This window comes from Pseudomonas sp. Y5-11 (genome assembly GCF_022368695.1).
GTDB classification, from domain to species: Bacteria; Pseudomonadota; Gammaproteobacteria; order Pseudomonadales; family Pseudomonadaceae; genus Aquipseudomonas; species Aquipseudomonas parakoreensis.
The window spans coordinates 4,768,432-4,792,580 of the sequence record NZ_CP058974.1 but is presented as its reverse complement, the minus strand read 5'-3'; the positions used below and the strand labels follow the sequence as shown (position 1 = coordinate 4,792,580).

36 protein-coding genes are annotated in these 24,149 nt (G+C 57.6%); 19 read left to right on the top strand and 17 right to left on the bottom strand.

Annotation, left to right across the window (positions count from 1 at the left end; all coding sequences use genetic code 11):
- Positions 1-268: 268 nt before the first annotated feature.
- The gene (locus HXW87_RS21195; RefSeq protein ID WP_239777693.1) at positions 269-1,045 is read right to left on the bottom strand and encodes a DUF2786 domain-containing protein; all 777 of its coding nucleotides are present in this window, start codon (positions 1,043-1,045) and stop codon (positions 269-271) included.
- 65 nt (positions 1,046-1,110) lie between these two features.
- On the opposite strand from HXW87_RS21195, the gene HXW87_RS21190 reads away from it, so the two are divergent.
- The 3 genes from HXW87_RS21190 to HXW87_RS21180 all read left to right on the top strand — a co-directional run bounded on the left by HXW87_RS21190 (position 1,111) and on the right by HXW87_RS21180 (position 2,755).
- Positions 1,111-1,803: a hypothetical protein gene (locus tag HXW87_RS21190; protein ID WP_239777692.1), complete on the top strand. Its 693-nt coding sequence runs from the start codon at positions 1,111-1,113 to the stop codon at positions 1,801-1,803.
- 146 nt (positions 1,804-1,949) lie between these two features.
- On the top strand, positions 1,950-2,354 hold the full coding sequence (locus tag HXW87_RS21185; protein WP_239777691.1) for a hypothetical protein: 405 nt from the start codon (positions 1,950-1,952) through the stop codon (positions 2,352-2,354).
- A 98-nt stretch (positions 2,355-2,452) separates the two neighbouring features.
- Positions 2,453-2,755 (top strand): hypothetical protein, encoded by a 303-nt coding sequence (locus HXW87_RS21180; protein WP_239777690.1) that lies wholly within the window; start codon positions 2,453-2,455, stop codon positions 2,753-2,755.
- Here the strand turns inward: HXW87_RS21180 and HXW87_RS21175 are convergent.
- The 15 genes from HXW87_RS21175 to HXW87_RS21110 all read right to left on the bottom strand — a co-directional run bounded on the left by HXW87_RS21175 (position 2,752) and on the right by HXW87_RS21110 (position 11,541).
- A complete protein-coding gene (locus HXW87_RS21175) occupies positions 2,752-3,063 on the bottom strand; it encodes a hypothetical protein (RefSeq protein ID WP_239777689.1) in 312 nt (103 codons plus the stop codon). The genes HXW87_RS21180 and HXW87_RS21175 overlap by 4 nt on opposite strands.
- An 81-nt stretch (positions 3,064-3,144) precedes the next feature.
- Positions 3,145-3,606: a hypothetical protein gene (locus tag HXW87_RS21170; RefSeq protein WP_123587648.1), complete on the bottom strand. Its 462-nt coding sequence runs from the start codon at positions 3,604-3,606 to the stop codon at positions 3,145-3,147.
- Positions 3,603-3,845, bottom strand: a complete 243-nt coding sequence (locus HXW87_RS21165; protein ID WP_239777688.1) for a hypothetical protein — start codon at positions 3,843-3,845, stop codon at positions 3,603-3,605. Before HXW87_RS21165 ends, HXW87_RS21170 begins: the two co-directional genes overlap by 4 nt.
- Entirely contained in the window at positions 3,842-5,470 is a 1,629-nt protein-coding gene (locus tag HXW87_RS21160; RefSeq protein WP_239777687.1) for a YqaJ viral recombinase family protein, read from the bottom strand. The genes HXW87_RS21165 and HXW87_RS21160 overlap by 4 nt, the downstream gene beginning before the upstream one ends.
- On the bottom strand, positions 5,467-6,354 hold the full coding sequence (locus tag HXW87_RS21155) for a RecT family recombinase (protein ID WP_239777686.1): 888 nt from the start codon (positions 6,352-6,354) through the stop codon (positions 5,467-5,469). The genes HXW87_RS21160 and HXW87_RS21155 overlap by 4 nt, the downstream gene beginning before the upstream one ends.
- Positions 6,355-6,510: 156 nt before the next feature.
- Positions 6,511-6,633 carry a hypothetical protein gene (locus HXW87_RS29515; RefSeq protein WP_275588683.1) on the bottom strand — a complete coding sequence of 41 codons (123 nt, stop codon included), beginning with the start codon at positions 6,631-6,633 and terminating at the stop codon, positions 6,511-6,513.
- Entirely contained in the window at positions 6,630-6,824 is a 195-nt protein-coding gene (locus HXW87_RS21150) for a hypothetical protein (protein ID WP_239777685.1), read from the bottom strand. The genes HXW87_RS29515 and HXW87_RS21150 overlap by 4 nt, the downstream gene beginning before the upstream one ends.
- Complete coding sequence (locus tag HXW87_RS21145) at positions 6,821-7,015, bottom strand: hypothetical protein (protein WP_239777684.1); 195 nt, start codon at positions 7,013-7,015, stop codon at positions 6,821-6,823. Before HXW87_RS21145 ends, HXW87_RS21150 begins: the two co-directional genes overlap by 4 nt.
- Positions 7,012-7,449 carry a hypothetical protein gene (locus HXW87_RS21140; RefSeq protein ID WP_239777683.1) on the bottom strand — a complete coding sequence of 146 codons (438 nt, stop codon included), beginning with the start codon at positions 7,447-7,449 and terminating at the stop codon, positions 7,012-7,014. The genes HXW87_RS21145 and HXW87_RS21140 overlap by 4 nt, the downstream gene beginning before the upstream one ends.
- Positions 7,446-7,724, bottom strand: coding sequence for a hypothetical protein (locus tag HXW87_RS21135; RefSeq protein ID WP_239777682.1), 279 nt, complete (start codon positions 7,722-7,724; stop codon positions 7,446-7,448). Before HXW87_RS21135 ends, HXW87_RS21140 begins: the two co-directional genes overlap by 4 nt.
- Before the next feature lie 21 nt (positions 7,725-7,745).
- Positions 7,746-8,051, bottom strand: a complete 306-nt coding sequence (locus HXW87_RS21130; RefSeq protein WP_239777681.1) for a hypothetical protein — start codon at positions 8,049-8,051, stop codon at positions 7,746-7,748.
- Positions 8,052-8,604: 553 nt separating this feature from the next.
- The gene (locus HXW87_RS21125; protein WP_239777680.1) at positions 8,605-9,132 is read right to left on the bottom strand and encodes a hypothetical protein; all 528 of its coding nucleotides are present in this window, start codon (positions 9,130-9,132) and stop codon (positions 8,605-8,607) included.
- Between the two features lie 82 nt (positions 9,133-9,214).
- Complete coding sequence (locus tag HXW87_RS21120; protein ID WP_236170470.1) at positions 9,215-10,093, bottom strand: hypothetical protein; 879 nt, start codon at positions 10,091-10,093, stop codon at positions 9,215-9,217.
- Positions 10,074-10,883 carry a HipA family kinase gene (locus HXW87_RS21115; protein WP_236170471.1) on the bottom strand — a complete coding sequence of 270 codons (810 nt, stop codon included), beginning with the start codon at positions 10,881-10,883 and terminating at the stop codon, positions 10,074-10,076. The genes HXW87_RS21120 and HXW87_RS21115 overlap by 20 nt, the downstream gene beginning before the upstream one ends.
- Positions 10,846-11,541 (bottom strand): helix-turn-helix transcriptional regulator, encoded by a 696-nt coding sequence (locus HXW87_RS21110; RefSeq protein WP_236170472.1) that lies wholly within the window; start codon positions 11,539-11,541, stop codon positions 10,846-10,848. The genes HXW87_RS21115 and HXW87_RS21110 overlap by 38 nt, the downstream gene beginning before the upstream one ends.
- A 106-nt stretch (positions 11,542-11,647) precedes the next feature.
- On the opposite strand from HXW87_RS21110, the gene HXW87_RS21105 reads away from it, so the two are divergent.
- The 11 genes from HXW87_RS21105 to HXW87_RS21055 all read left to right on the top strand — a co-directional run bounded on the left by HXW87_RS21105 (position 11,648) and on the right by HXW87_RS21055 (position 18,836).
- Positions 11,648-11,851 carry a Cro/CI family transcriptional regulator gene (locus tag HXW87_RS21105; RefSeq protein WP_236170473.1) on the top strand — a complete coding sequence of 68 codons (204 nt, stop codon included), beginning with the start codon at positions 11,648-11,650 and terminating at the stop codon, positions 11,849-11,851.
- Positions 11,852-11,914: 63 nt separating this feature from the next.
- The gene (locus HXW87_RS21100; protein WP_034152712.1) at positions 11,915-12,340 is read left to right on the top strand and encodes a phage regulatory CII family protein; all 426 of its coding nucleotides are present in this window, start codon (positions 11,915-11,917) and stop codon (positions 12,338-12,340) included.
- A 70-nt stretch (positions 12,341-12,410) separates the two neighbouring features.
- Complete coding sequence (locus tag HXW87_RS21095) at positions 12,411-13,160, top strand: phage antirepressor KilAC domain-containing protein (RefSeq protein ID WP_236170474.1); 750 nt, start codon at positions 12,411-12,413, stop codon at positions 13,158-13,160.
- Positions 13,160-14,056 (top strand): DnaT-like ssDNA-binding domain-containing protein, encoded by an 897-nt coding sequence (locus tag HXW87_RS21090; RefSeq protein ID WP_236170475.1) that lies wholly within the window; start codon positions 13,160-13,162, stop codon positions 14,054-14,056. The genes HXW87_RS21095 and HXW87_RS21090 overlap by 1 nt, the downstream gene beginning before the upstream one ends.
- Positions 14,046-14,852, top strand: coding sequence for an ATP-binding protein (locus tag HXW87_RS21085; RefSeq protein WP_239777679.1), 807 nt, complete (start codon positions 14,046-14,048; stop codon positions 14,850-14,852). Before HXW87_RS21090 ends, HXW87_RS21085 begins: the two co-directional genes overlap by 11 nt.
- 1 nt (position 14,853) lies before the next feature.
- Positions 14,854-15,255 carry a hypothetical protein gene (locus tag HXW87_RS21080; protein ID WP_239777678.1) on the top strand — a complete coding sequence of 134 codons (402 nt, stop codon included), beginning with the start codon at positions 14,854-14,856 and terminating at the stop codon, positions 15,253-15,255.
- Positions 15,252-15,653, top strand: a complete 402-nt coding sequence (locus tag HXW87_RS21075; RefSeq protein WP_103486675.1) for a recombination protein NinB — start codon at positions 15,252-15,254, stop codon at positions 15,651-15,653. The genes HXW87_RS21080 and HXW87_RS21075 overlap by 4 nt, the downstream gene beginning before the upstream one ends.
- Entirely contained in the window at positions 15,653-16,264 is a 612-nt protein-coding gene (locus HXW87_RS21070; protein ID WP_239777677.1) for a recombination protein NinG, read from the top strand. Before HXW87_RS21075 ends, HXW87_RS21070 begins: the two co-directional genes overlap by 1 nt.
- Complete coding sequence (locus tag HXW87_RS21065; protein ID WP_239777676.1) at positions 16,261-16,938, top strand: hypothetical protein; 678 nt, start codon at positions 16,261-16,263, stop codon at positions 16,936-16,938. The genes HXW87_RS21070 and HXW87_RS21065 overlap by 4 nt, the downstream gene beginning before the upstream one ends.
- Before the next feature lie 1,224 nt (positions 16,939-18,162).
- The gene (locus HXW87_RS21060; protein ID WP_047297555.1) at positions 18,163-18,492 is read left to right on the top strand and encodes a hypothetical protein; all 330 of its coding nucleotides are present in this window, start codon (positions 18,163-18,165) and stop codon (positions 18,490-18,492) included.
- Positions 18,489-18,836, top strand: a complete 348-nt coding sequence (locus HXW87_RS21055; RefSeq protein WP_239777675.1) for a hypothetical protein — start codon at positions 18,489-18,491, stop codon at positions 18,834-18,836. Before HXW87_RS21060 ends, HXW87_RS21055 begins: the two co-directional genes overlap by 4 nt.
- Positions 18,837-18,914: 78 nt before the next feature.
- Here HXW87_RS21055 and HXW87_RS21050 read toward each other — a convergent pair whose 3' ends face one another.
- A complete protein-coding gene (locus HXW87_RS21050; protein ID WP_239777674.1) occupies positions 18,915-19,118 on the bottom strand; it encodes a hypothetical protein in 204 nt (67 codons plus the stop codon).
- A 74-nt stretch (positions 19,119-19,192) separates the two neighbouring features.
- Here HXW87_RS21050 and HXW87_RS21045 point away from each other — a divergent pair, with 74 nt between their 5' ends.
- Genes HXW87_RS21045 through HXW87_RS21025 form a run of 5 tightly spaced genes read left to right on the top strand, consistent with a single transcriptional unit; the run spans position 19,193 to position 24,114 of the window.
- Positions 19,193-19,816 carry a putative metallopeptidase gene (locus HXW87_RS21045; protein ID WP_239777673.1) on the top strand — a complete coding sequence of 208 codons (624 nt, stop codon included), beginning with the start codon at positions 19,193-19,195 and terminating at the stop codon, positions 19,814-19,816.
- Between the two features lie 31 nt (positions 19,817-19,847).
- Positions 19,848-20,309 (top strand): DUF2280 domain-containing protein, encoded by a 462-nt coding sequence (locus tag HXW87_RS21040; RefSeq protein WP_098963826.1) that lies wholly within the window; start codon positions 19,848-19,850, stop codon positions 20,307-20,309.
- Complete coding sequence (locus HXW87_RS21035) at positions 20,296-21,597, top strand: terminase family protein (protein ID WP_239777672.1); 1,302 nt, start codon at positions 20,296-20,298, stop codon at positions 21,595-21,597. The genes HXW87_RS21040 and HXW87_RS21035 overlap by 14 nt, the downstream gene beginning before the upstream one ends.
- Entirely contained in the window at positions 21,594-23,054 is a 1,461-nt protein-coding gene (locus HXW87_RS21030; protein WP_239777671.1) for a DUF4055 domain-containing protein, read from the top strand. Before HXW87_RS21035 ends, HXW87_RS21030 begins: the two co-directional genes overlap by 4 nt.
- Complete coding sequence (locus HXW87_RS21025; RefSeq protein WP_239777670.1) at positions 23,029-24,114, top strand: minor capsid protein; 1,086 nt, start codon at positions 23,029-23,031, stop codon at positions 24,112-24,114. Before HXW87_RS21030 ends, HXW87_RS21025 begins: the two co-directional genes overlap by 26 nt.
- Positions 24,115-24,149: the final 35 nt, after the last annotated feature.

The window sequence follows — 24,149 nt, the reverse complement described above, 5'->3', positions numbered from 1 at the left end:
TGCCACAACTAATTACGTAACGCGTCTTTTGTTTGTTTTTAATCGGAGTAACATCGTCGGTCGCCGGTAAAACCGGCTCGCTGATAGGCGGAAAACGATGATGTTTCGACTTCTCGAAGAGCTGCTGTTACAACTTGTGATTGACCAGTTGGTAACCCTTTTTGCTCGACTCATCGAATGGCTCAACACATTGCCTTGGCAATCTTGGCTAACGTGATTACGCCGCACCGGCATGGCCCTCGAATGCAGGCCATGTTTGGTTTTCTCATTAGTAGGTAGCGGTTAGCGCGAGTGCTTCTTCCCCGCCGCGTGCGATGCCGGCGTGCAGATCTACCCTGCGGCCGGCAAGCATTCCCGCGATTTGCGCGTTCAGGTCGATGTCGATATCGCGCGCTTTGCGGGCTTTGCCTACGCCTTTGTTTGCGAGGTACTCGGTGATCAGCGCCTTGTCTTGCGCTTCGACGGCGATGATGTCGCGGCCGTCGCTTGCTCCCGGGATATCGTCTTCGCCTTTTGGAACAAGGGCGCTCAGCTTTCCGTAAACCTCGTTAACCCATGCCAGGGCAAAGTGGTCGCCTGCTGTTTCGGCTGAGTACGAGCTGTGGTGCACGCCTGCACGCACCGAAGCGACGTATTGCTTGCGGGCAAATTTCAGCTTTGTCAGCAGCGCCTCGAACGCATACAGCGCGATGTGCTGGGCAGGTGTCACCCCAACGAATGACACGCGGGCGATGATCCGATCCTTTTCCTTGCAGTACTGCCGACCATACAGTGAGGTGCACCCGAAAACGTGGGCAACTGCTCCGCTCAGGTTCCGCTCCCACGTCGGCAGGCGCTCGGCCCGGGAGAATTGCGACTCGACTTCACCGACGTCGCTCAACTTCACATCCATTTCGGTCAGCCGGTACTCGCGCATGAGTGCCTGTGCTTGTCGAAGCGCTGTTGCCGCCTCGTTCTCGTTGGCGCTTTGCGCCAGTGCCAGACAGTGCTTGATCTTTCGGATCGCGCGCTCGAGTTTCTTTTCGTCGATCTGTTGTGCGGACATAGGGGATCCTCGCCGATAGCAGTTTGCTCCGGCATAATCAGTTAATTAGCAAAAAGGAGAACGTCTTGAAGAAGGACTGGATTATTTGGCTGACCTGCGTATTGATATTTCTTGCAGGTGTTACGTGGGGCAGTATTAGGCTGAAAACGGATTTCTATACCGTTGACAATATTCACGACCTGTTTGAAATACTTTCTTCCGCTGCGACGGTTGTGGCTGTGATCCTTGCAGCTTTCAGTATTAATGCATGGCGAAGCCAAATAAAAGCAGAGTCAGACCACGAGCTAGCCCGCAAATTGGCTGTCTCACTGATAAATCTTAAGGAAACTATTCAGTCAGCTTATGCAGATATGCAGTTCTGTAGGAATAACTGCATTGTTGGTTTTGAGGGGCTTCCGCCAGACTTGCTTAGAAGCGTGACAAATAGTTTTATAGTTAGAATGGAGAAGGCTAAAACTCAGAGGGCTGACTTGCAAGTGCTTCTCATTGAGGCACGTGCTTTGTGGGGGGATGAGCTATCAAACTCATTCGGTGGAATAATAAATATTTGTGATGAGTTTTATGGGTGTGTGCGTCTTTTTTCGGCGGCAATTGAACCAGATGTAGAATTTGAAAGAGTAGATTTATTCAAAACCAGGATCATAGAGTTAGGCGACAAATTTGAGCTTGATGGGTGGCAAGAGGGCAGGATTTTGGCGAAGGCGGATGAGCTATCGAAGCAGGCCTATGAGTATATAAAATCCAAACTGCTGAGATAAATCATTTCACTTTTGCGATTTCGTTTCGGCATTGCAAAGGATCGGACTGAGCATGCAAATGATCCATTGCCTCGCCGGCTGGCGTGATTCGTAGAAGTGGGGTATTTGTGTTCGGCCCGGCATGGGGCCGGAACGAGGAAAGCGGCGTGATAACAAAAAAAATATCGAGGGTGATGGAATCAAAACTTCTCGGACTTATTTACGACAAGTACATCCACCGTTTTGGGCACGGCGTTCGCAACCTAGATGAATTTCCTATCTACATTACGAGTGCGGAAGTTTATGTAGGCGACATGCCAGAACTTCAGGAGCAGGAGGGGAACGTCATCAGGCATCGTTTTATAGACATAATGCAAGAGCTCGAGGCCAGCGGTTACGTCGCGTATGACCAAAACACATCCTTTTTTCTGACTGAGGCCGGTTATAAACGCGCATCAATGACATTGAAAGACAAGGCGCTTGATTTCTTCAACAAAAACCAAGGATTAGCAGTTCCGATATCAGTCCTAAGCCTGATAATTTCGGTCATTGCGCTATGGGCGGGTAAGTAGCGGACCCGTCAGGCGCCGCCCTGCGTGACCGGTGGTGGCAATTTGGTTTGGGTTGGGGTATTACGGGTGAACAAATCTTGAGGCGGGAGGGGATACCGATGTCCGACAACAATCTGCCGGGGAATAAGCCAATTGGTATTCACATAATCGGCAACGCCACTGACATAAGCATCTCGGATAGCAAGTTCGGCTCAGGAATTACGGGCATTCTCATGGAGGAGCGCGATGGCCTGGCTCCGTCTGATGTGAGGCTGAGCAACAACGAATTTGATGTTCGTTCATCGGATCCAGCGCAGGCCGCAGAAAAAAAGAAATGGTTTCGTGAATACTGGCTGCAACTTTCTGTCGGTGTAACCCTAGCGGCTGGCGGTGTTGTTTGGACTTTTCTGTTTGGTGGCTAAGGCAGTTCAACACCAGTCGCAGCGAAAGCCTCAAGCTTTCGCGACCACTTCTCCTTGATCGCGATTTCCGGTCGCGACATGCTGGCGAAGCGCGCCGATTCTTCAGCAGGCGCGCCGGCCAGATTGATGATGAACGTCGACACCATCTCTTGCCATTCCTCGAAGCTGTGGCGCTCGCCGAGAACCAGCAAGGCGTCATCGAGCGCTTTCGACACAATCAGCGAGCGCTTCTCGGCGCCGATCCGCTCGAGCAATGCCTTTTCCTTGGCGCGCTTGTCCTTCTGCAATTGCGCGTTGCTCTTGGCCATGGCCTACCTCTTCAATTCCGCTGGCCGGCAAGTCCAGCCAGGTCTGTCGGCGGCGTGTGGCCGCCCGGTTGATGGTTCGTTTCACGCTGCGACCTTCACCTGATGCCAGGCGCCGACCGATGCCAGCAGCGCCGATAACCGTGCTTCGGGCACCGGCGTGTCACCGGGCACGGCCAGCCAGCCCATGCCGACGCGGTGATTGGGGTTGCAGTCGGCCTTCACCTCTTCGTAGAAATGCTCAAGGACGTCCGAGAGCCTTTCCACCAGGTGCACGCCGTCGGGCTTGATGTCGATCGACTTAATGTATTGGGCGCCGTCTTGACGAACGCAGATGCCCGCGATGTAGATCGTCCAGCGGTGCGCGACATCGCAGAGCGCGTCGGAAACCGCCCTCGACAGGATCTGCTTGCCGTTCTTCCAGTTGATCATGACCTGAAGTCCGCTTGGATCGATGTTGATCACAGCTGCGTGGTGGGTGTTGACCAAGGCGCGCATGCTGCGCTCGATCTGCACCCGACGATTGCATGGTTTGCGCTTGCTCATATCGAGTCCGCCATTTTGCGCAGAGTCTTTCGGTCAGCGGCCGATATCGGCTTCGGTCGCCGCTTGAGGACCGTTTCAGGGTCTATTCGAGTCGAGCGGGGCGGTGGCAGCGGATTGCGCGGCGGGCTTTTCAGTTGTTCGATCCTCCCGCCGGCGGCCAGGTACTGGGCGACTCGTTCAGAGATAGCCTCAGCGTCCGGCCGGTGCTGCTCCACCAGGTTGAGGTGGTTGCTGATCATGCCGCCACCTTGACCAGCTTCACACCGGCCATGGTGAACTTGGCACCCTGGGCGGCGACCATTGCGTCGAGTTTCTCCCAATCTACGGTCAGCACCGAAATCGGTGCGTGACCGCCGGCGACGGCATGAATCAGCGCTTCCAGATCAAACACCTCGGCCTGCAGGTTCACCGGTGTCGCAGTGGTGGTTGCTGGCTTCACAGCAGACTGAACCGGCGCCGCGGCTTTCACCGGCGCCGGGCTTGCAACTGGTGCAGGCTCGACCGGCGCGCTGGCTTTCGCCTCGTCTTCGATTCGCTTCAGCTCCTGCTGGCGGATCTGCTCGCGCTGCGCTTCGGCTTTCTGCTCCTCCGTCTTCTGGTGTTCCGAGATCCGCACCTTGATCAGCGCGACCAGGTCGTCGTTCGCTTTCATCACCAGTTGCTGAACGTCGTTGAACAGGAACATGTAGTCGGCTGCGAGCTCGTCCAGGCTGGCCAAGTTGCTCCGGATGCTGTCGCCGATCTGGCTTGCGGCAATCTTTGCCCGGGCCAGCTCGGAATCGGCAGAGTCGCGCAGGCTGCTGATCGTCTTTTTGCCTTTGATGGCTCCGGCGAAATCTGCCGGCACCCCCGGCATGCGCGCTTTTCCGCCCAGTGAAGTGTTGATCTGGTCAATGTGGACCTGCAGCGCCTTGGCTGCATCCATGACGATGTCTTCACGGATGCTGAGCTTGCGGGCTTTCACCAACTTGTCGAGCATCAGGCGTTTGGCGCGCGCCTCGGCGCTGATTTCGTCAATGGTGCGGAACAGTGCGTCGATGCTTTCGGTTTGGCTCAGCGCATGCTGCTTGGCAGCTTCCAGCCGCTCCTCGACATCACCGCACCATTTGACAGTTTTTTCGGCGTCAGCGAAGTGCTGATCGGTTTCCAGTACAGTGTTGATCGAACCGAAGACGGCCAGCGAGTGAGCCTTGAACTGCTCAAGGTTGCTGGCGGTTACCATACCGGTCACCTCGATGCGCAGAGCGGGCAAGGATTCCGGCGTTTTACCAACAGCCTCCGGCACCACCTCGGCGGGAGTGAAGTCCTGCAAATCGGCTTGGAACTGTTTCCAGCCTGCGACGAGCGTTGCGGCGCGGCCGGGCACCGGCGCGTATTCCATCGACACGAAGTTTTCCTCGGTGCCGTCGGAGCAGACGAAAATTACTTTCTCGGCGCCGCTCACCAACAGCTGTTGTTCGAGCTGCCAGTAGTAGTGCGGATCCAGCGTACCCGCGCGAACGTCGGCAGCAAGTTGCTCGTTCCACATTTTGTGTTCGAACAACACGTCACCGAGGATTGTGCAGCCATCGAGGGATGCGAGCAGATCACCTTCGGTGCCGACGACGGGAAACAGGTCCTCGCCAATTCGCCCCTCAAGAATCGGCCGAGCAAGAGCCTCGGCTTCGTGTCCTTTGTCGAAGAGGTTTTTCTGCACCCACCACGATACGTCGCGGTCGAGACCGGTCTTCTTCGCGTGCAGCAGTTCAGTGCGCTTCATCTGCTTCGAGGCGCCCATCATTGCCGGCGCTTCTGAAGCAGTGAAGTAGTTGGCGCGTAGCGCGTGCCAGGCTTCGGAGCCCTGAGCGACATTGTGGATTTTCATTCGTGGTCTCCTTCAATCGGCGCGAGCGCTTTGATCTTGCCGATCTGCTCTTCGCTAAGGGTGAATTTGCTGCTGACAGTTGCGATCAAGTGATCAGGGGCGGAGCGCCCGGCGTCGACAGCGACTTGCCATTTGGGCAAGTTCTCTGCGAGCTTCTCGTCGGGGTAGGGCGGAAGTTCAGCTGGTGCCGCGCCACGCGCCAGTGATACGTCGCGAATGGTTGGTGCGGTTTCTTCGAGTTCATCCGGGCTGTACACGCCGAGGATCACATCCGGGCAGTAGAGGCGCGACCAGCGTTTGGTGGCGAGGTACGCCAGTTGCTGACGAGGATCGTCAGCCCAAAGTGTGCTGTTGCGGGTGCGAGCCTGGGCCAGCAGCAGCTCGAGGATCCGCGGCTCTTCTTCGCCTCGGAATGTCGCCCAAACCTTCACTCCCAGACCTTGCTCGTCCTCGAGCTTCCAGCCCGGGACGCGGTACTCGCCTTTGTCGCCATTCTTGATGGTGAACTTTCCAATCACCTTGTCCCAGGCGCCGTACCACTCGTAATGCAGGCGATCCACCACCGGTGCGCAGGTAGTGATCACCGCGTTCACCAGTTGCGCTTCGTAACCCAGCACGCCGTTCACCAAGTGCGTTTTCTGCGCCACGGCGAACGGGTTCATCTTCCACTGCATCGACTGCATGACGACCGCCAGACAATCCGCCGGGTTGCCGTTGAAGTGCTTCGGCAGCGTGGCGCGGCCGGTGGCCATGACTTCGGCTAGGCGCATCATCTTGTCCAGGCTGTCGCCGTCCAGCACCAAAGCGCTGGTGCTGGTTGCTGCGTGCGGAAGGACGTGGAGGTTTCGGTCGTGCGCCACCGGCGCCACGCTTTGAGCGGACATGACTGTTCCTTGCCGCGCGATGCGCAGCGATTGAATGCTTGGTTTATTGAGTGATGCGATCGGCGAGGGCGCTGAGCAGCATCAGGAAGGTGAAAACGCCGAGGGAAGAGAACGCGCCGCGCCAGATGGTCAGGCGGCGCGCCCATTGGCGACCGGTCATTGCAGAAACCTGCGCTGGGCCTGCGGCGGGTCGCACCGCGAATTAGCGTCCTTCATGGTTCCGTAAGCCATCAGGCCGATGAACAGGATGAAAGCGAGAATCCAGTAGGCGGTCTTCATGGCCGAGCCTTCACTGCGATGCGTCCGCCTTTCATGGTCACCGACAGACGCTGCGGGAGGTTGTCGACCAGATCCTCGCGCTTGCGGCCGATGACTTCATTGAAGGGCAGGCCGAAACCGAGGACGGCGATCTTGCGCTCGATGTCCGCCAGTTGCTCATCAACCAGCGTTGTCACGATTGGCGTGGTCATGCTGCCAGCTCCTTGCGCTGCCGACTGATCTTCAGCAGGCGGGCGCTGTAGTGTTTGAATTCTTCTGCGGTGATTGCGTTGGCCGTGAAGTGCTGGATGATCAGCCCCTCGGCCAGGGATTCGTCGATCTGGCGGGCGCCGGCGTGTTCAATAGCCTCCAGAGCCTTATCGATAGCGATGTGAGCGCTCATAGAGCGCTGTCCACGTCGTCCTCGGCTGCTTCGCGCTCAGCAGCAACTGCATCGGCGGCGTGAGGGCGGAGGAAGTTGGCGGCGATCGCCTCAAGCTGTGTGACCGGGCTGTTACTGCCCAACAGGTGCTTGGCGTGTGTCAGCGCCTCGGCTGGGCTGCCAACCACGACAGCCAGCACCAGGTTGGCGAACGAGTCACGGTCATCCAGCCCGTCGATCTGCCGCTGATTCAGGTGGTGCTGCAGGTGTTCGGCGTACTCCGCTGAGGTCACCTTCCGCACCGGGCCAAACCGGCGCTTCCATTCCACATCCGAGCCGCACACCAGTTGTTCGGCGGCGCTTTCCAGCCATTCCCGCTGATCGTCTGGCTCGCTCACCGCCGGAGGCAACTGCGCGTCGTACATGGCCTGACAGAGTTTCAGTGCTGCGTTCATGCGACCTCCGGCCAATGGCGCTCAATGCTCTGTTTTGCGTAAATGGACAGCCGCTGGTAACTGTTCACGCCGCCGCAGCCAGGCATGGTTCCTTCCAGCTCGACGCAGGCGCGGATATCGCAGCGGCGCGAGCAGACCCAGCCGCCGTAATGACAGCGGTGGACTTCACCTTTCGGCTCAGGGTGATAGGCGAGGCCGCTTTTCCACGATGGCGAGCCGCGCAGCTTCAGCCCGCAACCTCGGCAAACCGCTTGTGTGTCAGTGCAGTTGTGCATGACGACCTCCAGTGTTTTGGGTTAGGCGATGCGGGCGGCGAGCATGGCGTCAGCCATTTTGTAAGCTCGCGTCGCAGCGACGTCCTCGGATGCGATCCACTCCGCATCACCAGCCAGCATTCCCTGCAGCGCTTTGGCCGCGAAGTAGTCGCGCAGGGTCATGCCCGACAACTGCCGCTTCGACTCTGCGACGGTTGCGGGCTGAAATGTCTGGTGGTCGTAATCAGCCACCGGAAAGGCCGGCTGTAGGCCATCCTCGATTGCGGCGTCGTATCGAAGCTGGGCGCCTTCAATTTGGCGATCCATCTGAGCTGCCATGTATTCCATGACGAATCCTCTGTGGTTGATCCAACAAAACTCGCAATGCACTCATCCGCTCCGCTGGTTGCCGTTGGGCGCGGAGGGGAGTGCATTCGGGATTGGTCGGGGAAGGGATGCCGGTTACTTGTCCGGCGCTGATGTCACCAGCAGATCTGTGGGCTATACCCGCTGCGGGGCGCTGACAAGGCGCGCTCTCCGGGGCCGATATTCTCTCGTCGACCCAAGCGCCCAGCACTGTAGCGGCCGGGTAGGCTGTCGCTCGGCGACCGTGCGTTATTCCTTCATGGCGATATCTCCCGCTGTGCGCGCCGTTGGCATCTTGGCGGGCGCTCGCCGTTCTCAGTTGGTGTTGCATGCAGTTGGGCGGTTATAGGCCGCTGCTTCGTCCGCATCGGGGTGTGATCTGACCGGGGCTCAACCGGCATTGAGCGGATGGGGCAGCCCTGGAGGCTACCTGTTGGCACATCCGCCGCCCGAGGCTTGGCCTCAGATCACACCCCGATGCGCTCTCATAGAGAGGATCGGGCAGTTAACGACAGGCTGTCGTGGCGCTGGTTGTTTAGCAGTCGTATGGAGGCTTTTCGCCAATTCGCTTCAGCTTTTCTTGCTGGAATGCCTCGGCGATATCAAAGGCCTTGGTCACGATCAGCTCGGGGCGGTCATCGTTGGCAGAAATGAGGCCGATCATCGCTGCGATTGCGTAGCTTTCGACTTCTTCATGTTCATTGCGAGTCATCGTGGTTCTCCGGTTGATTTCCCGTCTGGCCCTGTCGCCAAGGCCAGCCAGTGAAATCTGTTTTCCATTCCATGCGCGGCGCCGCGGTTTCCCCACCTGGCCGGCGTCACACATTTCGTGTTCGGTGTTCTTCGCCGGCTGGCTTGCATGGTTTGGCGTCCTCCCATATGGGGAGTCCGGCAGGTTCCAGAGCCTGCATGGGGATCGAAGTTTGTGTTTCGCGCTGTGCCCGTTTCCGGGGATCGATCCGCGAAGATTCCTGACTGTTAAAGAGCGGCGGGTCTCTTGAGGCCCTTCGCAGTGGCTGTGTGTCGCTGCGATGGGGTAAATATCTCCCATGGAAATATCCATGTCAACTCCAATGGAGATAATAATTTCGTCGGGCGATAAAAAGCCCGCTCGCTGGCGGGCTTGGAGGAGAGCTATTTGTTGGCTAAGCGGCTGACTTTTCGAGTCTTTGTATTTGCTTCGCACCTTCGAAGGCGCTGCGAACCATGACGAGGTCAAAACCTTTTTTGTCTGCCATGTCTTCCAGCATCAGAATTCGTTCCTTGTAGGTTCTCATCGCTACCGGCTTCAGCTGTTCAATTACAGCGTCCTGCGGAACCACAAGCATCATTGCTGCTTTGTGATCGTGACGGATAAGGGCGTCATGGTCTTTGAGCTGCTCCAGCCTGAACACCTTGGAAGTGGCAGCGTCGAATAGTTGAGCCAAGCGATAGTTGCCCAAAAAAGCACAGACGTTGACCGCGATTCGAGAAGAGAAGTAGTCGCACTGCAAGGCCAGTCTAGAGCCGCGAATTGTGACATCAACAGGTACATTGAAGTGCGGTACAAGAGTCTTATCTACGCGCTCCATTGCCTTCTGAACACGCTTCCAATAAGAAGACCTATCATGGCCGGACTTGATGTCCTCGTTATGAATTAAGCTGAGGCTTGAGCAGAGATCTATCCCTTGGGAAATGATGTCCTCGAGGTCGTAACCTATCCCTTCGCGAGCTTTCCCTAGGACGACACCATGAATTCCAGATGAATAGCCTTGGACAAATCCTTTCTTGGCGTAAACCAGCGCCTTCTTGAGAGCAATCTCCATCATTGCTTTCATTCCTGGAGCGGACTCGCCGTACAAGCATTGAAGAGCCTTATCGGTAATCGTTAGGCTGCCAGAAACCTGTCCTTCAGCCCCTGCAACCACGCCAATGGTTAAGCGCTCTCCAGATTCAACTATAGGCTCGAGATAGATCGGCGCCCACTGTGCTTCGAAGGCGGGGAAATCTGGAATTCCTTCAATGTTAGGCGCGTGGACGGTCATAATTCAGATCTAAATGTGTTTGACTGAGGCCTAGGCCGCTCTCGAGAAGCTTCGGCATGTGCTGAATTCGGTCAGTGAGAAACTGTACCACGGCATCCATATGTGCGCCTGTAACCTGACACGCTGTTGGCATGCCGTTCAGCGCTTCAGCAGAGATGTCGATATCCACAAACCCCAGCGACTCTTCCTTCAGCCTCTGCGCTGTACGTCGAAGCTCGAACTGGCTCAAGTCTTCAGATAGCCGCTTTAGTAGATAGTTCTGTATCTGCCTATGGGCCGTAGTTAGAGGGTCTCTAAGAGCCTCTTCATGATCGATGAGCCATATCTTGCCGTCAGCTCCTAGCAAGATGTTTTTGAGATTTCTATCGGCGTTGGCTATCAGTTCATCAAACACGATTGCGGTTCGGATGTGCGTCCACTTAGTGAGCAGATCGTTGACGTCGTCGAGCCTTGCGATTCTTCCAATTGGAGCTGCGCCGCAGTCAAGGCTTGCTACGCAGAGGACATGAGCGGCCGTTATGCCGACAGTTTGACCTTTGGCATAAACTGGAATTGTGAGCGGCACTGGCAAGCCGAGAGCGCGACCAAGAAGAGAGGCCAGCACCTCGGCATATACCAGCCTGGCGGGGATCATTTTTACATACGCGTTGTAACGCATCTGCCCCTTAAGCTGGACGATGCCGTAAAAAAGAGGATGCTGCCCACAAACGGCCGGGTCCTCCACGCGTTTTCCCGTCAAAAACAGGCCGAGCTCAATTTCGCTCGGTACGAGACTTCTTTGGGCGGACATCTTCTTTTGCCTGTTCCTTGTGGCTGTGTTTGCTTAACCCGTGCTCAAGCATTGAGAAGAGATCATCGGAAAAACCGCCTTCCTCGGAAACTTTAAAGGCTGCTGCGGCAATTCCATCAAGACCTTTTGGCAGGGTGCTATATGGTTCGTTTCTTGGATGGACCATTTCGTCCCTGATGCCAAGTATCTGCTTTGCGTGAGTCTCACTTAGTCCTGTGATTGACGCCTTCGTGGCGATTAGAAAAAGCGCCATGATCACTTCACGCGGATCTTTGTGTCTGTCCTTAATCGTGACTTTGGTATGGGCTTGCGAGCTCTCCGCGTCTGGTTCTTCGCCGACATTCGTTGAGTCAGGATTAGAGGCATCGCCAACTGCAGCGGCCATGTCCGCAATCTGGTCGGCAAGCCTCGTACTGAATTTCGAAATAGGAATATCAAGCAGCTTTGCCATTGCCACGGCCAGCTTCTGAGTCACCGGCCTATGACCATTCAGGTGACTACCAAGCGTGCCTTGGCTCATCCCGACTTGGTGAGCAATTTCTTCCTGCGTCAGCTTTCTGCCCTTAGGCAGCTTCGCATTATGTTCGGCTAGGGCGGCCTTGAGCGCTGCGCACTCCTGCTTTTCCCAGCCCTCTAGATCGCGTCGTTCTGTGCTCATCTTTCAAGAATATTCCCAATGGCAATACCTCGCCATCTCCAGTGGAGTTGCAAAGTATCTCCCGTGGAGATAACCTGCGCTCAAGTGAATCAATGGAGTTCTGGCTATGGGCCGAATCCCGCTATCTGAATTTGCAGAAACCAACGGACAGACCAAGGCCGCGGCGCTTCTTGGTATGACTCAAGGAGCCCTCAACAAGGCAATCCGTGTGCGTCGGGACGTGTACGTGATTGAGCATGAAGACGGTAAGTTCACCGCCGAGGAGCTGCGCCCATTTCCTGTGCAATCAGCCAAACGAACTGCTGCCTGAGCTACGAGCAAATGATCGCCTCTGCACCAGCAGGGCGCCACGTAAAGAATTTCGAGGTGTTACATGCAGGAATTGATGAAGGCGATCTACGACGTGGTTGACGACCATGGCACCAAGAAAATCGCTGAAGGCGCGGACTTCAAGTCACGGACGCTTCTTTCCCAGAAGGCAAACCCGGACTACGACACCCACCGCATGAACGTGGAAGAGCTGCATCGGATCATGAAGTTCACTCAGGACTTCCGTCCGCTCAAAGCATGGGCGGAGGCGTTCGGTTTCGACCTGGTTCCGAAGGAAAAGCCGGAAGGCATCAATCTCAACGCCGCACTTCTGCGGCTGCATGCCGACCTTGCTGACGTTACTCGCCTTGCATTCGACGCACAGGCTGATGGGCGAGTCTGCTCGGTCGAGAAAACGAGCCTGCTTAAGGAAGCTGAGGAAGTGATCGTCAGCCTGGAAGTTTTCAAGCAGTCCGTGAAGGCAGCCTGAATTTCAGACACAAAAAAGCCGACGTACGAGGTCGGCTTTTTCAACAGCGGTAAAACAAGTGGAGCCGATTATGCACGCACAACCACAACTGGACAATACCGGACAGGCCGCGACACGTTTTTCGAATTATGAAAATGTGTCGCGTACCACCATGTCGTCTCGCGAAATTGCTGAACTCACGGGGAAGCGTCATCCCGATGTAAAGCGCGACATCCAAGCGATGGCTTCTGAGCTCGAAGAAGATGTGAGCGATTTTGCTCACATCTATTTGGACAGCATGAATCGTGAGCAGACCGAGTATTTGCTGGACAAAGAGCTGACCGAGACCCTCCTGACTGGTTACAGCGCCAAAATGAGAAGGGCGGTGGTGCGCCGCTGGACCGAACTCGAAGAGCAGGTTCGCCCACGCGTCTTGGCAACGCTTCCTGACTTCTCTAATCCTGCCGCCGCCGCTCGCGCTTGGGCTGAGCAGTTTGAGCTTCAGCAGGCTGCCAATCAGGCGCTTATTGAAGCTGCGCCGAAGATCGCCTTTGTCGAAAAATATGTTGAGTCTACCGGTCTGAAAGGCTTCCGCCAGGTCGCCAAACTGCTCAAAGCCAATGAAGCGCGTTTTCGCGAGTTCCTGCTCGACAAAAAGATCATGTACCGCATGGGCGGCGAGTGGCAGGCCTACCAGCCACACATCGACGCCGGCCGCTTCGAGGTCAAGGCCGGCACCACTGACAGCGGGCACGCCTACAACCAATCGAAATTCACTCCCAAGGGCGTCAACTGGGTTGCTGGTCTGTGGGCGCAGCACCAATTGAGGGAGGTTGTGTAATGGCTCGCGCACGCAATATCAAACCTGGCCTGTTCAGCAACGAGCTGATGGCAGAGCTTCCAGCATTTGACCGCCTACTATTCATCGGGCTGTGGTGCCTGGCTGATCGGGAAGGGCGTCTCGAGGATCGCCCCAAGCGAATCAAGATGGAGCTGTTCCCGTGCGATACCTACGACGTGGAGGCGGGTCTTGCCAACCTTGCCAGCGCGAAGTTCATTTCGCGGTACAGCGTCGACGGCTTTAGCGCCATCGAGATCGACAATTTCCAGAAGCATCAGCGCCCGCACGGCACGGAAAAAGACAGCTCGATCCCCGACAAAGACGGTTACCTGACCGTTAACGAACGCAAGTCAAACGGTGTAATAACAGGCGTCTCACACAAGGTTAACGTTAAAGACCTGCAAAATAACGTTAAGGAACAGTTAGAGCCTGTTAACCCACCGTTGGATAACGCCCTGATTCACCGATTCTCTGATTCACCGATTCCTGAAGAAGATCAACACCACTCTCTCAACGCGGGCGAGCCAGCTCCGGAATTCGAGCCAGAGCCAGATCTGGAACCTGTTGACCCAAAGTCTCCGGTAGAGATGACTCTCGACTGGATGCCTGACGCCAAACTGCTGAAGACCTACTGCGTTCACTTCGGTGTCTCGCCTGACCTGTTCACCAAGGAGGCCGTGGCCCCATTCACCGCCCACCACGAATCCGGTGGCGGCGTGCACCCGCAATCCAAGTGGGTTTCGCTCTTGGTGAAGTGGGTCAAGGACGACAAGAACCGTGCGAGCAACGTTCGCCAGTTCCCGAAACGTGAGTCGCAATCACGCCATACGGGCTTCGCCGATCGCAATTACACCGCCGGCCTGAAAATGCGGGAGGACGGCAGCTATGCGCTCTGAGCCAGTCCAATCGACACCAGAACTTCCACCGGGAACCTGGATCCAGCCTGCTGACTGCGAAACCCACGGCGCCTACGACCAGAAGGTGTACGCGGTGCTGGGCCGGGAGCTGAAAAGCAACTGCCCGGAGTGCAGCCGCATTGCCCGCGAGAAATCCGAAGCGGCCGAGCAGGCCAATAAGGCGATGGAGCTGCGCATGTCCCTCGCTCGCAAGCTGGGCGACGCGTTGATCCCGAAACGGTTTACTACTCGCACCCTGGGCAACTACCAGGCCGAGAACGAAGGCCAGCGCAAAGCCCTCCGGTTCTGTCAGCACTACGTACAAATCTTCGACGAGATCCTGAAGACCGGCCGCTGCATGGTGCTGATCGGAAAACCCGGCACCGGGAAAACGCACCTCGGGGCTGGCATGGCGAACGAGCTGCTGCACCACACCTCGCGCACTGCGGTGTACCGCACTGTCGGCGCGATCCTGCAGGCGATCCGTTCCACCTACGACAAGCACAGCGAACGCACCGAGGCGGAAATTCTGTCGAGCCTGATCGACCCCGACCTGCTGGTGCTGGACGAGGTCGGCGTGAGCAAGGAGCAGCCGAGCGACTTCGAGCTGACAACCCTGTTCGCAATCATCAACGGCCGGTACGAGCAGGAGCGCCCGACAGTGGTGATCTCCAACCTCGACGCGCACCAACTGCCGGGCGCAATGGGCGAGCGCTGCGTCGACCGCCTGCGCGAGGGCGGAATGATCGTGGTCCCGTTCGAATGGGAATCTCAGCGCGGCAAGGAGGGCTTTTGACATGAGCATCGACAAACAGAAACTCCAGTCCCTGCTGTGGAGCGAGGTCGCCGCCTGGAAAGCTGACTGCGCGGAGTGGAAGCGCAATACCGATGCGCTACAGGAATTCCTCGGGGAGAAAACCATGGAGGAGGTGGCGCTTGAGCTGCTAGCTGAGAACAAGGCGCTGCGTAGAGCTGCGCTGGATGCCCGCGAATTCATTCTGCACGAAGCCGAGGTGCGCGGGCTTCTGGATGAAAACAATGAGGTTTCCTTCAGGCACCCAATGCGCCAAGCGGCCATCGCATCCATCGCCGCCGCCATGAGCAAAGGGCGGTCAGTTGTCTGTGGGAGCGAGCAGGGCTCGCCTGCGCCTGAAGCCCCGTCCCTGCAACGCTCTGCCTGTGGGAGCGAACATCCATGAATCCCGAATACACGATCCGTGATCAGCGAGACGTCAACCGCCTCGCCGGCGTTCTCCACGCCATCGACCTGAGCAAGCCAAAAGTGGTAGTGATCCGCGACGAGAAGCGCCCGGACGTCTGCAACCGCAAGATGTGGGCAATGCTCAAGGACGTCTCCAACCAGGTGATCTGGTATGGCAAGAAGCTCAGCGACGAGGATTGGAAGTGCCTTTTCAGTGCCTCGCTGGAGAAGCAACGCGCCGAGCCTGGCCTCGACGGTGGCTTCGTCGTGATGGCCGTATCGACCCGAAAGCAGTCCCAGAAGTGGTTCAGCGATCTGTTCGAGCTGATGCACGCCTTCGGCGCCGAGCATGGCGTGCGCTGGACTGAGCAGGACAAGTGGGGAGGGCGCTACTGATGCGGACTGCCATCAAGGAAAAGAAGGCGCCCAAGCCGAAGAAATGCCGTGTTACCTCCTGCGGGGCCTCATTCGTCCCTCAGCGTTTGGGTCAGGCAGTGTGCGGTCCGGCCTGCGCGCTTAAGGACGCGCCCAGGAATGAACAGAAAGCGAAGAAGGCGATCGCCCAGCGTGATCGCCGCGAGATCCAAGTCCGCAAAGAGAAACTGAAGACCAGAGCTGACCACCTGCGCGAAGCCCAGGCCGCTGTGAACGAATACGTCCGCCTGCGTGACGCGCACTTGCCGTGCATCAGCTGCGACTCGATGCCGAATGACAGCGACCTGATCACCGGCAGCCGCTGGGACGCTGGACACTACCGATCCGTCGGCGCCTGCCCAGAGCTGCGCTTCGAGCCGCTGAACATCCACCGCCAGTGCGTGAAGTGCAATCGCAACCTGTCCGGTAACGCGGTCGAGTACCGCATCCGGTTGGTGCAGCGCATCGGCGCCGAAACCGTGGCTTGGCTCGAAGGGCCTCATGAGCCCCGTAAGCACACCGTCGAAGAAATTAAAACCATCAAGGCCGAATATCGGGCGAAGACCAGAGAACTGAAAAAGGAAGCAGCATGAAACTGATCAATGCAAGACAGGTATGGACTGAGGCTCAGCATGAATCGAACGCGTCGATCAGCGCTGCGGCCATTGATCGGGCTGAGTCGGCGCCGGTGAAGAAGGGCGCCCGCATGCGCCGGCACGAAGCTGTGTTCGCAGCACTGGGCGATGACAAAGAAGAGCGTATTCAGGTCGTGCGCGAGCGGATCAGCATCAGCGAGACTCGGCGTACGCCTGTTGGGAGATCCACTGCCCGCGCCGCACACTTGGCGATGATCGGAAAAGTGCTGCGTGCAATAGACACGCTGCCGTTCCAGGTTCAGCAATTTGGGCACTACCTGTATCACCCAGCGATGAACATGGGACATCTACTGAACGCGGTGCTGCTGATCACCGCCAAGGCGGCGCTACCCGATCTGACCTCGGCCAAGCGAGTGAAAGCGCAGTACCTCGTTACTCTGGCCCTGCAGTCGTACAAAGGGGAGGTTCAAGGGGCGGCGGAGTGGGGGCCGGCGCGGGTGGCGGCTGAGATGGATGCCTTCTTCGGTGTGACAATCGACCCGAAAAACTGGACGCGTGACTGGTTGGGATTGTGGGAATCCCTGAAAGAAGTCATTAAGGAAGTGGATATTCAGGCGCAGCAGCCGCTATGGCAGGTGATCCACGCGGAAAAAGATCAAGAAGCGGCATAATTATGTTGACATGACGGCGTTTCGGGCGTACTTTTCCCATAGTGCACAAGTAACGCGAAACGCACATAGACATTCAAGCCCGGCCAAGCGCCGGGTTTTTTGCTGAGGTGATATGGATACTGCCGGCCACCAGCTCGACCAAATCTACTTCGTGACACTTTACCTACCTGGTTTCTTTTCGTTTGTATTGGTCATCGCCTTATCAGTGCTTCGGAGGCGGTTTCTCGTCATACCGCACTGGATAGCTATTTTGCTCTTTACGGTAGGGTTGCTGATCATCGGCGGTGCGTTACCAGTATGGCGGGCACTCTTTCCTGAGCCATGCCTTTACTACCCTTTTAAGCCATTGAGCCCGTGTTGGATGGAGCCATCAGCAGCATTTCAGATGGGACTATTTGGCGGGCTTGTCGGTGCGCTAATTGCGCTGGTGGTACTCAAGGTTTCGCGGGTAGCCGCCAGGAAAATAAGCCGTGTCAGGTAGTAGAAAGCCCGCCCAGTGCGGGTTTTTTTATGCCTCGAATTTACCTGTAGCCAGGACAGCCTTCGGGAAGGCCTGGACGTCGATAGCCGGATAGTGCGACGTACGGAATCAACACCGGCAGCCCGCGCACCCTGACCTCAAACTTGCTTTCGGGGTGGCGCGAGACCAGATCAGCGAGATCGATGCATAGGGGCGTCGACGCTGAGAAGGCCTTTGGCAGACAGCTCGGAAAGACGAGCGCACCTATTCAGGGCCTCTGCATTCGCAGGGGTTAACCAGCTCTGTTCCAGCGGACTTGGGTCACGCCCAGTTTTCCAGCCTCGAGCAGCATTGCCTCTCTCGATAGTCCGCAATCCATGCAGCTTTCTGTCTCTTGGACGGCGTGACTTGCAGCGAGGCGAATTGCTTCTTCCTCGCTAAACGAGGTCCCTGTCGTTATGAAGTGCTCGGGCTCGCCGTGCCTCATGTAATGGATGGCGTAGTGGACGGGGTTTGTCATTGGAGCCTCTTGGCCGAAGCCATACCCAAAAGGGTCGATCCTAAGTATCTGGAATTCAGAGAGGTCTGCCGGGATATGAGGCCGAGAGAGATGGTTATGCCTGAACTGCGGGGTGTTTCTATGTGTGCTGGTTAAATTATGACCACTAGGTCTGTGGTTCGTTCGTTTTAACGCTGCATCAAATTTCTGGGCCTCGACATTGATCGGGGCCTTTTCGTTTCTTCATGCCCACGGAGTCGAGCGCATGGATTTTTTGCACCGCCTGCTCGACAGATTGGATCTGCTGATCGCCGGCCTGTTCGGCGTCATCGTCGCCAGTTGGTGGCACAAGGACGATCTGACCGATTGGCGCGCCTGGCTGATCTTCCTCACCACTGGCGTGGCCTGCGCCCTATACCTGACCGGTATGGTCAGTGCATACCTCGGCGTGACCGAGCCGAACATCGTTGCCGGTGTCGGCTTCCTGCTGGGCACATTCGGCGGATCGCTGCTCGCAGCCATCAACCGGGCCATCAAAGCCGCTGACCTCTGGGCGCTCATTCGCCAGCGGTTCGGGGGAGGCAATCCACCATGAGTCTTGAACTGATCAACTCCATCGCCTGCGGCTTGATTGCCTTGTGGGCGACCTGGTGTGTTCTGAGCGGTCGAGTGCGGGACGGCATCCTCGGCAAGCTGATCTATTCGGCGATCGCCATCAGCGGTTTCGTCGTGATGAGCCGGGAGCAGAACATCTTCATTATGGGCCCGACCACGGCCGGGATCACGCTACACGTCTCACTGGCCTTGGCTGGTATGCGCCACATCTTCATGGTCATCTGGTGGCAGCGGGTGAAAGCCTGGCTCTGCCGGACGTTGAACTGTGAACACTGTCTGCGCTGTGACAAGGCGCCGGGCGGGATCGAGCGTCGATCCAAGTAAGTCGCGACACGTTTCGCGAATCAGCAAATTGTGTCGCGACCCTATAGATGTGCCGCACGTGAGTGCGGCACGGGTGAATCACTTTTTGTTGATTGCTTCCTGTATCTGGTCAGCATATTTGGAAAGGTTGTTGATTTCCGGCTCTAAGTTGAATGGGGTTGAGCTGCTCGCTCTGGCTGCAATCAATTCGAGCGCTGCGGATACTGCGAGAATTCTCTTGCCTTCAGCATTGGCGCCGTAATAACCGGAGGCGCTGAGAGCGTTTGATTTCGTATCTGCCATGTCCACTTCCTTGCTGGTGAGTTGATTCTTACCAATACCGGCAACGCGCCACTATTTCAAGCTCAAGGTGACTTATGGTCAGGCCATACCCTCCAGCTTCCCTGCTTGAGCTGTCTGATCTATCTGACTTCGGAATCCGCCAGACCCCAGCTCCTGAAGTTTGGGAATGGCTTCAAGCCGAGATCCTCGCTGACACCGGAAGCATCCACAACGAAGAGCACGCCCATCTGATCGATGCGGACATCCGCGTGATGTGGGCATCTGCCGCCTTCACCAAGAAGGGGCGCACGGTTGTTGGTCAAGCCGAGCAGGTGGCGTTTCGCGCTGGTGGCTGGCAGAAGGCTCGAATGGAACAGCAGATGCTGGATTGGTTCGGTGACGTGCCGGCCTACATCATTACCCTGGCTGCCGACTACTGCGCTCAGTGCAGCGACGCTGACTTCTGCGCACTGGTGGAACACGAGCTGTATCACATCGCCCAGGCGACCGATAAGTACGGTCAGCCAGCCTTCACCCAAGAAGGTCTACCCAAGCTTGAGATGCGCGGACACGACGTTGAAGAGTTCGTCGGCGTAGTGCGTCGCTATGGGGCGAGCCCTCAAGTGCAAGAGCTGGTGGACGCTGCAAACAATCCTGCTGAGGTAGGGAAAATGAATATTGCGAGGGCCTGCGGAACCTGTCTGCTCAAGTCGGCCTGATTCTGGACAGGCTCTGGACGGATGAAAATCTATGGCAGCCCTTCAAAACGACGTGAAGGCCTTTATCGTTCAGGCCTTGGCGTGCTTCGACACGCCGTCACAGGTTGTTGAAGCCGTCCAAAAGGAATACGGGATATCGGTGACCCGCCAACAGGTGGAGACACACGACCCGACAAAGACATCAGGGAAAGGCCTGGCCAAGCGCTGGGTGACGATGTTTGAAGATGCCCGCAAGCGCTTCCGCGAAGAAACTGCCGAGATCCCGATCGCGAACCGTGCCTACCGCCTGCGCGCCATGAACCGGTTCGTGGAGAAGGCGGAGACGATGAAGAACATCGGCCTGGCCATGCAGATCCTCGAACAGGCCGCGAAAGAAGTCGGCGACGTCTACGTCAATCGCCACCGGAAGGATGAGCCTGACGACGAACCGGCAATCCCGACGCGCATTCAGGTCGACGTAGTGGATGCGAGGAAGCCGAATGCCGAGCCTTAACGTTCCGCAGTCGCAGTTCCTCCTGTTGCCCCACAAGTTTCGCGCTTTCGTTGCTGGCTTCGGTTCTGGGAAGACCTGGGTCGGATGCTCAGCGCTCAGCAAGCATTTCATGGAGTGGCCGGGCGTCAACTCCGGTTACTTCGCTCCGACTTACCCGCAGATCCGCGACATCTTCTATCCCACGATGGAGGAGGTGGCTTACGACTGGGGGCTGAAGACCAAAATCAACCAGGCGAACCATGAGGTTCACATCTACAGCGGCCGGCAGTATCGCGGCACTGTGATTTGCCGCTCGATGGAAAAGCCGCAGACCATCGTCGGCTTCAAGATCGGTCACGCGCTGGTCGACGAGTTAGACGTGCTGACGTCGATAAAGGCGCAGCAGGCCTGGCGCAAGATCATTGCGCGGATGCGTTACAACATTCCCGGGCTGAAGAACGGCGTGGACGTGACCACAACGCCGGAAGGCTTCAAGTTCGTCTTTCTCCAGTTCGTGAAGCAGCTACGCGACAAGCCGGCGCTGAAGGAAATGTATGGGCTGATCCAGGCCAGCACCTTCGACAACGAGCTGAATCTACCGGATGACTACATCGCCTCGCTGATGGAGTCGTACCCCGAGCAGCTGATCCGCGCGTACTTGAACGGCCAGTTCGTCAACCTGACGTCCGGATCGATCTACCACGCTTACGACCGCAAGTTGAACCAGTGCTTCGATACTGTGCAGCCCGGTGAGCCGCTGTTTATCGGCATGGACTTCAACGTCGGCAAGATGGCGGCGATCACCCACGTCAAACGTGAGCAGGGCCTGCCGCGCGCCGTGGATGAGTTGATGGATGGCTACGACACGCCGGACATGATCCGCCGTATCAAAGAGCGGTACTGGGAGCACACCGGCAACGACTTCAGAAAGACCTGCGAGATCCGGATATACCCGGACGCCTCCGGTGATTCCCGTAAATCGGTCAATGCCAGCATCACCGATATCGCCATGCTCAAGCAGGCAGGCTTCACGGTCATCGCGCCGGCGGCCAACCCGCCGGTTAAAGATCGGATCAACGCCATGAACGCCATGTTCTGCAACGCGCAGGGCGAGCGGCGTTACCTGGTTAATCCGTTCACCTGCCCGACATACGCCGACGGCCTGGAACAGCAGATATGGGCGCCCAACGGCGAGCCAGATAAGAGCCAAGGTAACGACCACGCCAACGACGGCGGCGGTTACTTCATTCACCGCGAGTACCCGATCGTTAAACCGGTCACCTCAATGAAAATGGGAGTCGCCCGATGACGGACGTCACTTTTACTCGTCCCGAGTACAAGGAGGCACAGTATCGCTGGCGCTTGGTGCGCGACGTCTGCAAAGGGTCGGAAACCATGAAGGCTGCCGGCGACCGCTACCTGCCGAGGCCGAACGCGGCCGACACCGGCGAGGACAACAAGCAGCGCTACGAGGCGTACAAGAAGCGGGCAGTGTTCTACAACGCCACGGGGCGCACGAAGCACAGCCTAGTCGGTGCGGTATTCCGCACCTGGCCCACGCTGACTGTTCCCGGCGCGCTCGATTACGTGGCCAAGGACGTCGACGGTCAGGGTGTGAGCGTCTACCAACAATCCCAGTCGGTGATCGGGCACCTGCTCGAAGTGGGTCGCCATGGGCTGCTGGTGGATTACGCCGCGGTTGAGGCTGGAACTGTCAGCAAGGCCGACGAATTGTCCGGCCGTGCCCGAGCGAACATCGCGAGCTACACCGCAGAGTCGATCATCAACTGGAAGACCCGCCAGATCGGAGGCCAGCACCTGCTCAGCCTTGTAGTGCTGCGTGAGATAGTCGATGTCGACACGGATGACGGTTTCGGTAGCGAGCAAGTCGTGCAATACCGCGTGTTACGCCTTGATCTTGCTGGCCAGTACACGCAAGAGGTTTGGGAGGAGGGTTCGAGCAAGACTTCTCAAATTGTTGCTCCGTTCACGCCGCTGAATGGGATTGGCCGGCCATGGCAGGTGATCCCGTTCCAGTTTGTTGGCAGCGAGAACAACGACACGACCATCGATGATGCACCGCTGTACGACATGGCCGAGGTGAACATCGGCCATTACCGAAACAGCGCGGATTACGAGGAAGCTGCCTATCTGGTGGGTCAGCCTCAGCCGTGGATGGCTGGTTTGGACGAGCAGTGGCGCGATCACATGGAGACGAATGGGATATTCCTCGGCTCCCGAGCGCCTTGGCTGCTTCCGGTAAACGGCACCTGCGGAGTTTGGCAGGCTCAGCCGAACACGGTGGCCAAGGAGGCCATGGAATCCAAGAAGCAGGACATGGTGTCGCTCGGCGCGCGGCTCATTGAGCGTGGTAGCGCAGTGAAGACCGCAACCCAGGCCGACAACGACAGCGCCGCCGAACACAGCGTCCTGTCGCTGGTGGTCAGCAACGTCAGCGAAGCCTACAGCCAGTGCCTTGAATGGATGGCTGAGTTCGTGAACGTCTCCGGTGAAGTGGTCTACAAGCTCAATCAGGACTTCAGCCAGATCACTCTCGACGCGACGATCCTGGCTGCACTGTTCAATGCGGTGCAGGGCGGCAAACTCCCTGAAGGCGACTTCTGGCAGTACCTGCGCGATCGAGGCGTGATCAACCCTGAGAAGACGGACGACGAGATCCGGGACGAACTCGAAGCGCAGAGCACCGGGCCAGCCCTTGATGACGCAGAGGTGATTCCGAATGGCGGCAAACCAAGCAATCCTTGATGCCACGATCCGGCACGCCGTCTTCCTTGAGCAATTGAAGTCGGGGGAGGTGGCGAAGTTCGCGCCGTTCCTCAAGGAGATCGACCGCTCAATCCGTGAGCGGCTGACCCGGGCCGACCTGACGGATTACACCGTCGCTCGGCTTGAGCGGCTGCTGAGCGAAGTCGACAGCCTTCTGCTGGGCATTTTCGACCGGTACAGCGAGAAGCTGAACCTTGATCTGGTGGATATCGCCAATTACGAGGCCGAGTTCGAGGCGACCAGCCTGACCCGGGCGGCACCTGTTGGCGTTTCGTTCGATGCGGCGGTGCCTGGTGCTGCAGCGATACGTGCTGCAATCCTCACCAACCCGCTCAGCGTGCGCGGTGCGGACGGCGGCAAGCTGCTCAAGTCGTTCATTGAGGGCTTCACCACCACCGAGCGACAACGCCTCACAGGCGCAATCCGGCAGGGCTTCTTCGAAGGCCAAACCAATTTCCAGATCATCAAGAACATTCGCGGCACCAAGGCGCTGAAGTACAACGACGGCATCCTGGCCACGACCAACCGCAACGCCGGCGCCATCGTGCGGACGGCGGTGCAGCACGTCGCCCCCCAAGCGCGCATGGAGACGCTGAAAGCGAACTCCGATGTCGTGCCGTCGGTGGAATGGGTCAGCACGCTGGATTCGAAGACGACCAGCCAGTGCCGGACGCTCGACAAGCGCCGTTTCAAGCTGACCGAAGGGCCTAGGCCGCCGATCCACATCAACTGCCGTTCGACGGTGGTGGCGGTGACACGCTTCAGCGCGCTGTTCGCCGAGGGCGCCACGCGCGCATCCATCGGCGATGCTGGCGCGCAGCAGGTAAGGGCGGACCTCAGCTACTACGACTGGCTCAAGCAGCAGCCGGCGGCGTTCCAGGACAAAGCCATTGGCCCGGTTCGGGCGAAGCTGTTTCGCGAAGGCGGCCTGAGCGTCGAGCGCTTTGCCGAGCTGCAGCTTGATCGAAGCTTTGCGCCGCTGTCTCTCGTGGAGATGAGAGCGCTTGAGCCTCTTGCGTTCGAGCGGGCGAGGATTTGACCTTTGTGATTGGAGCGTGTACTCATTGGGCTCTA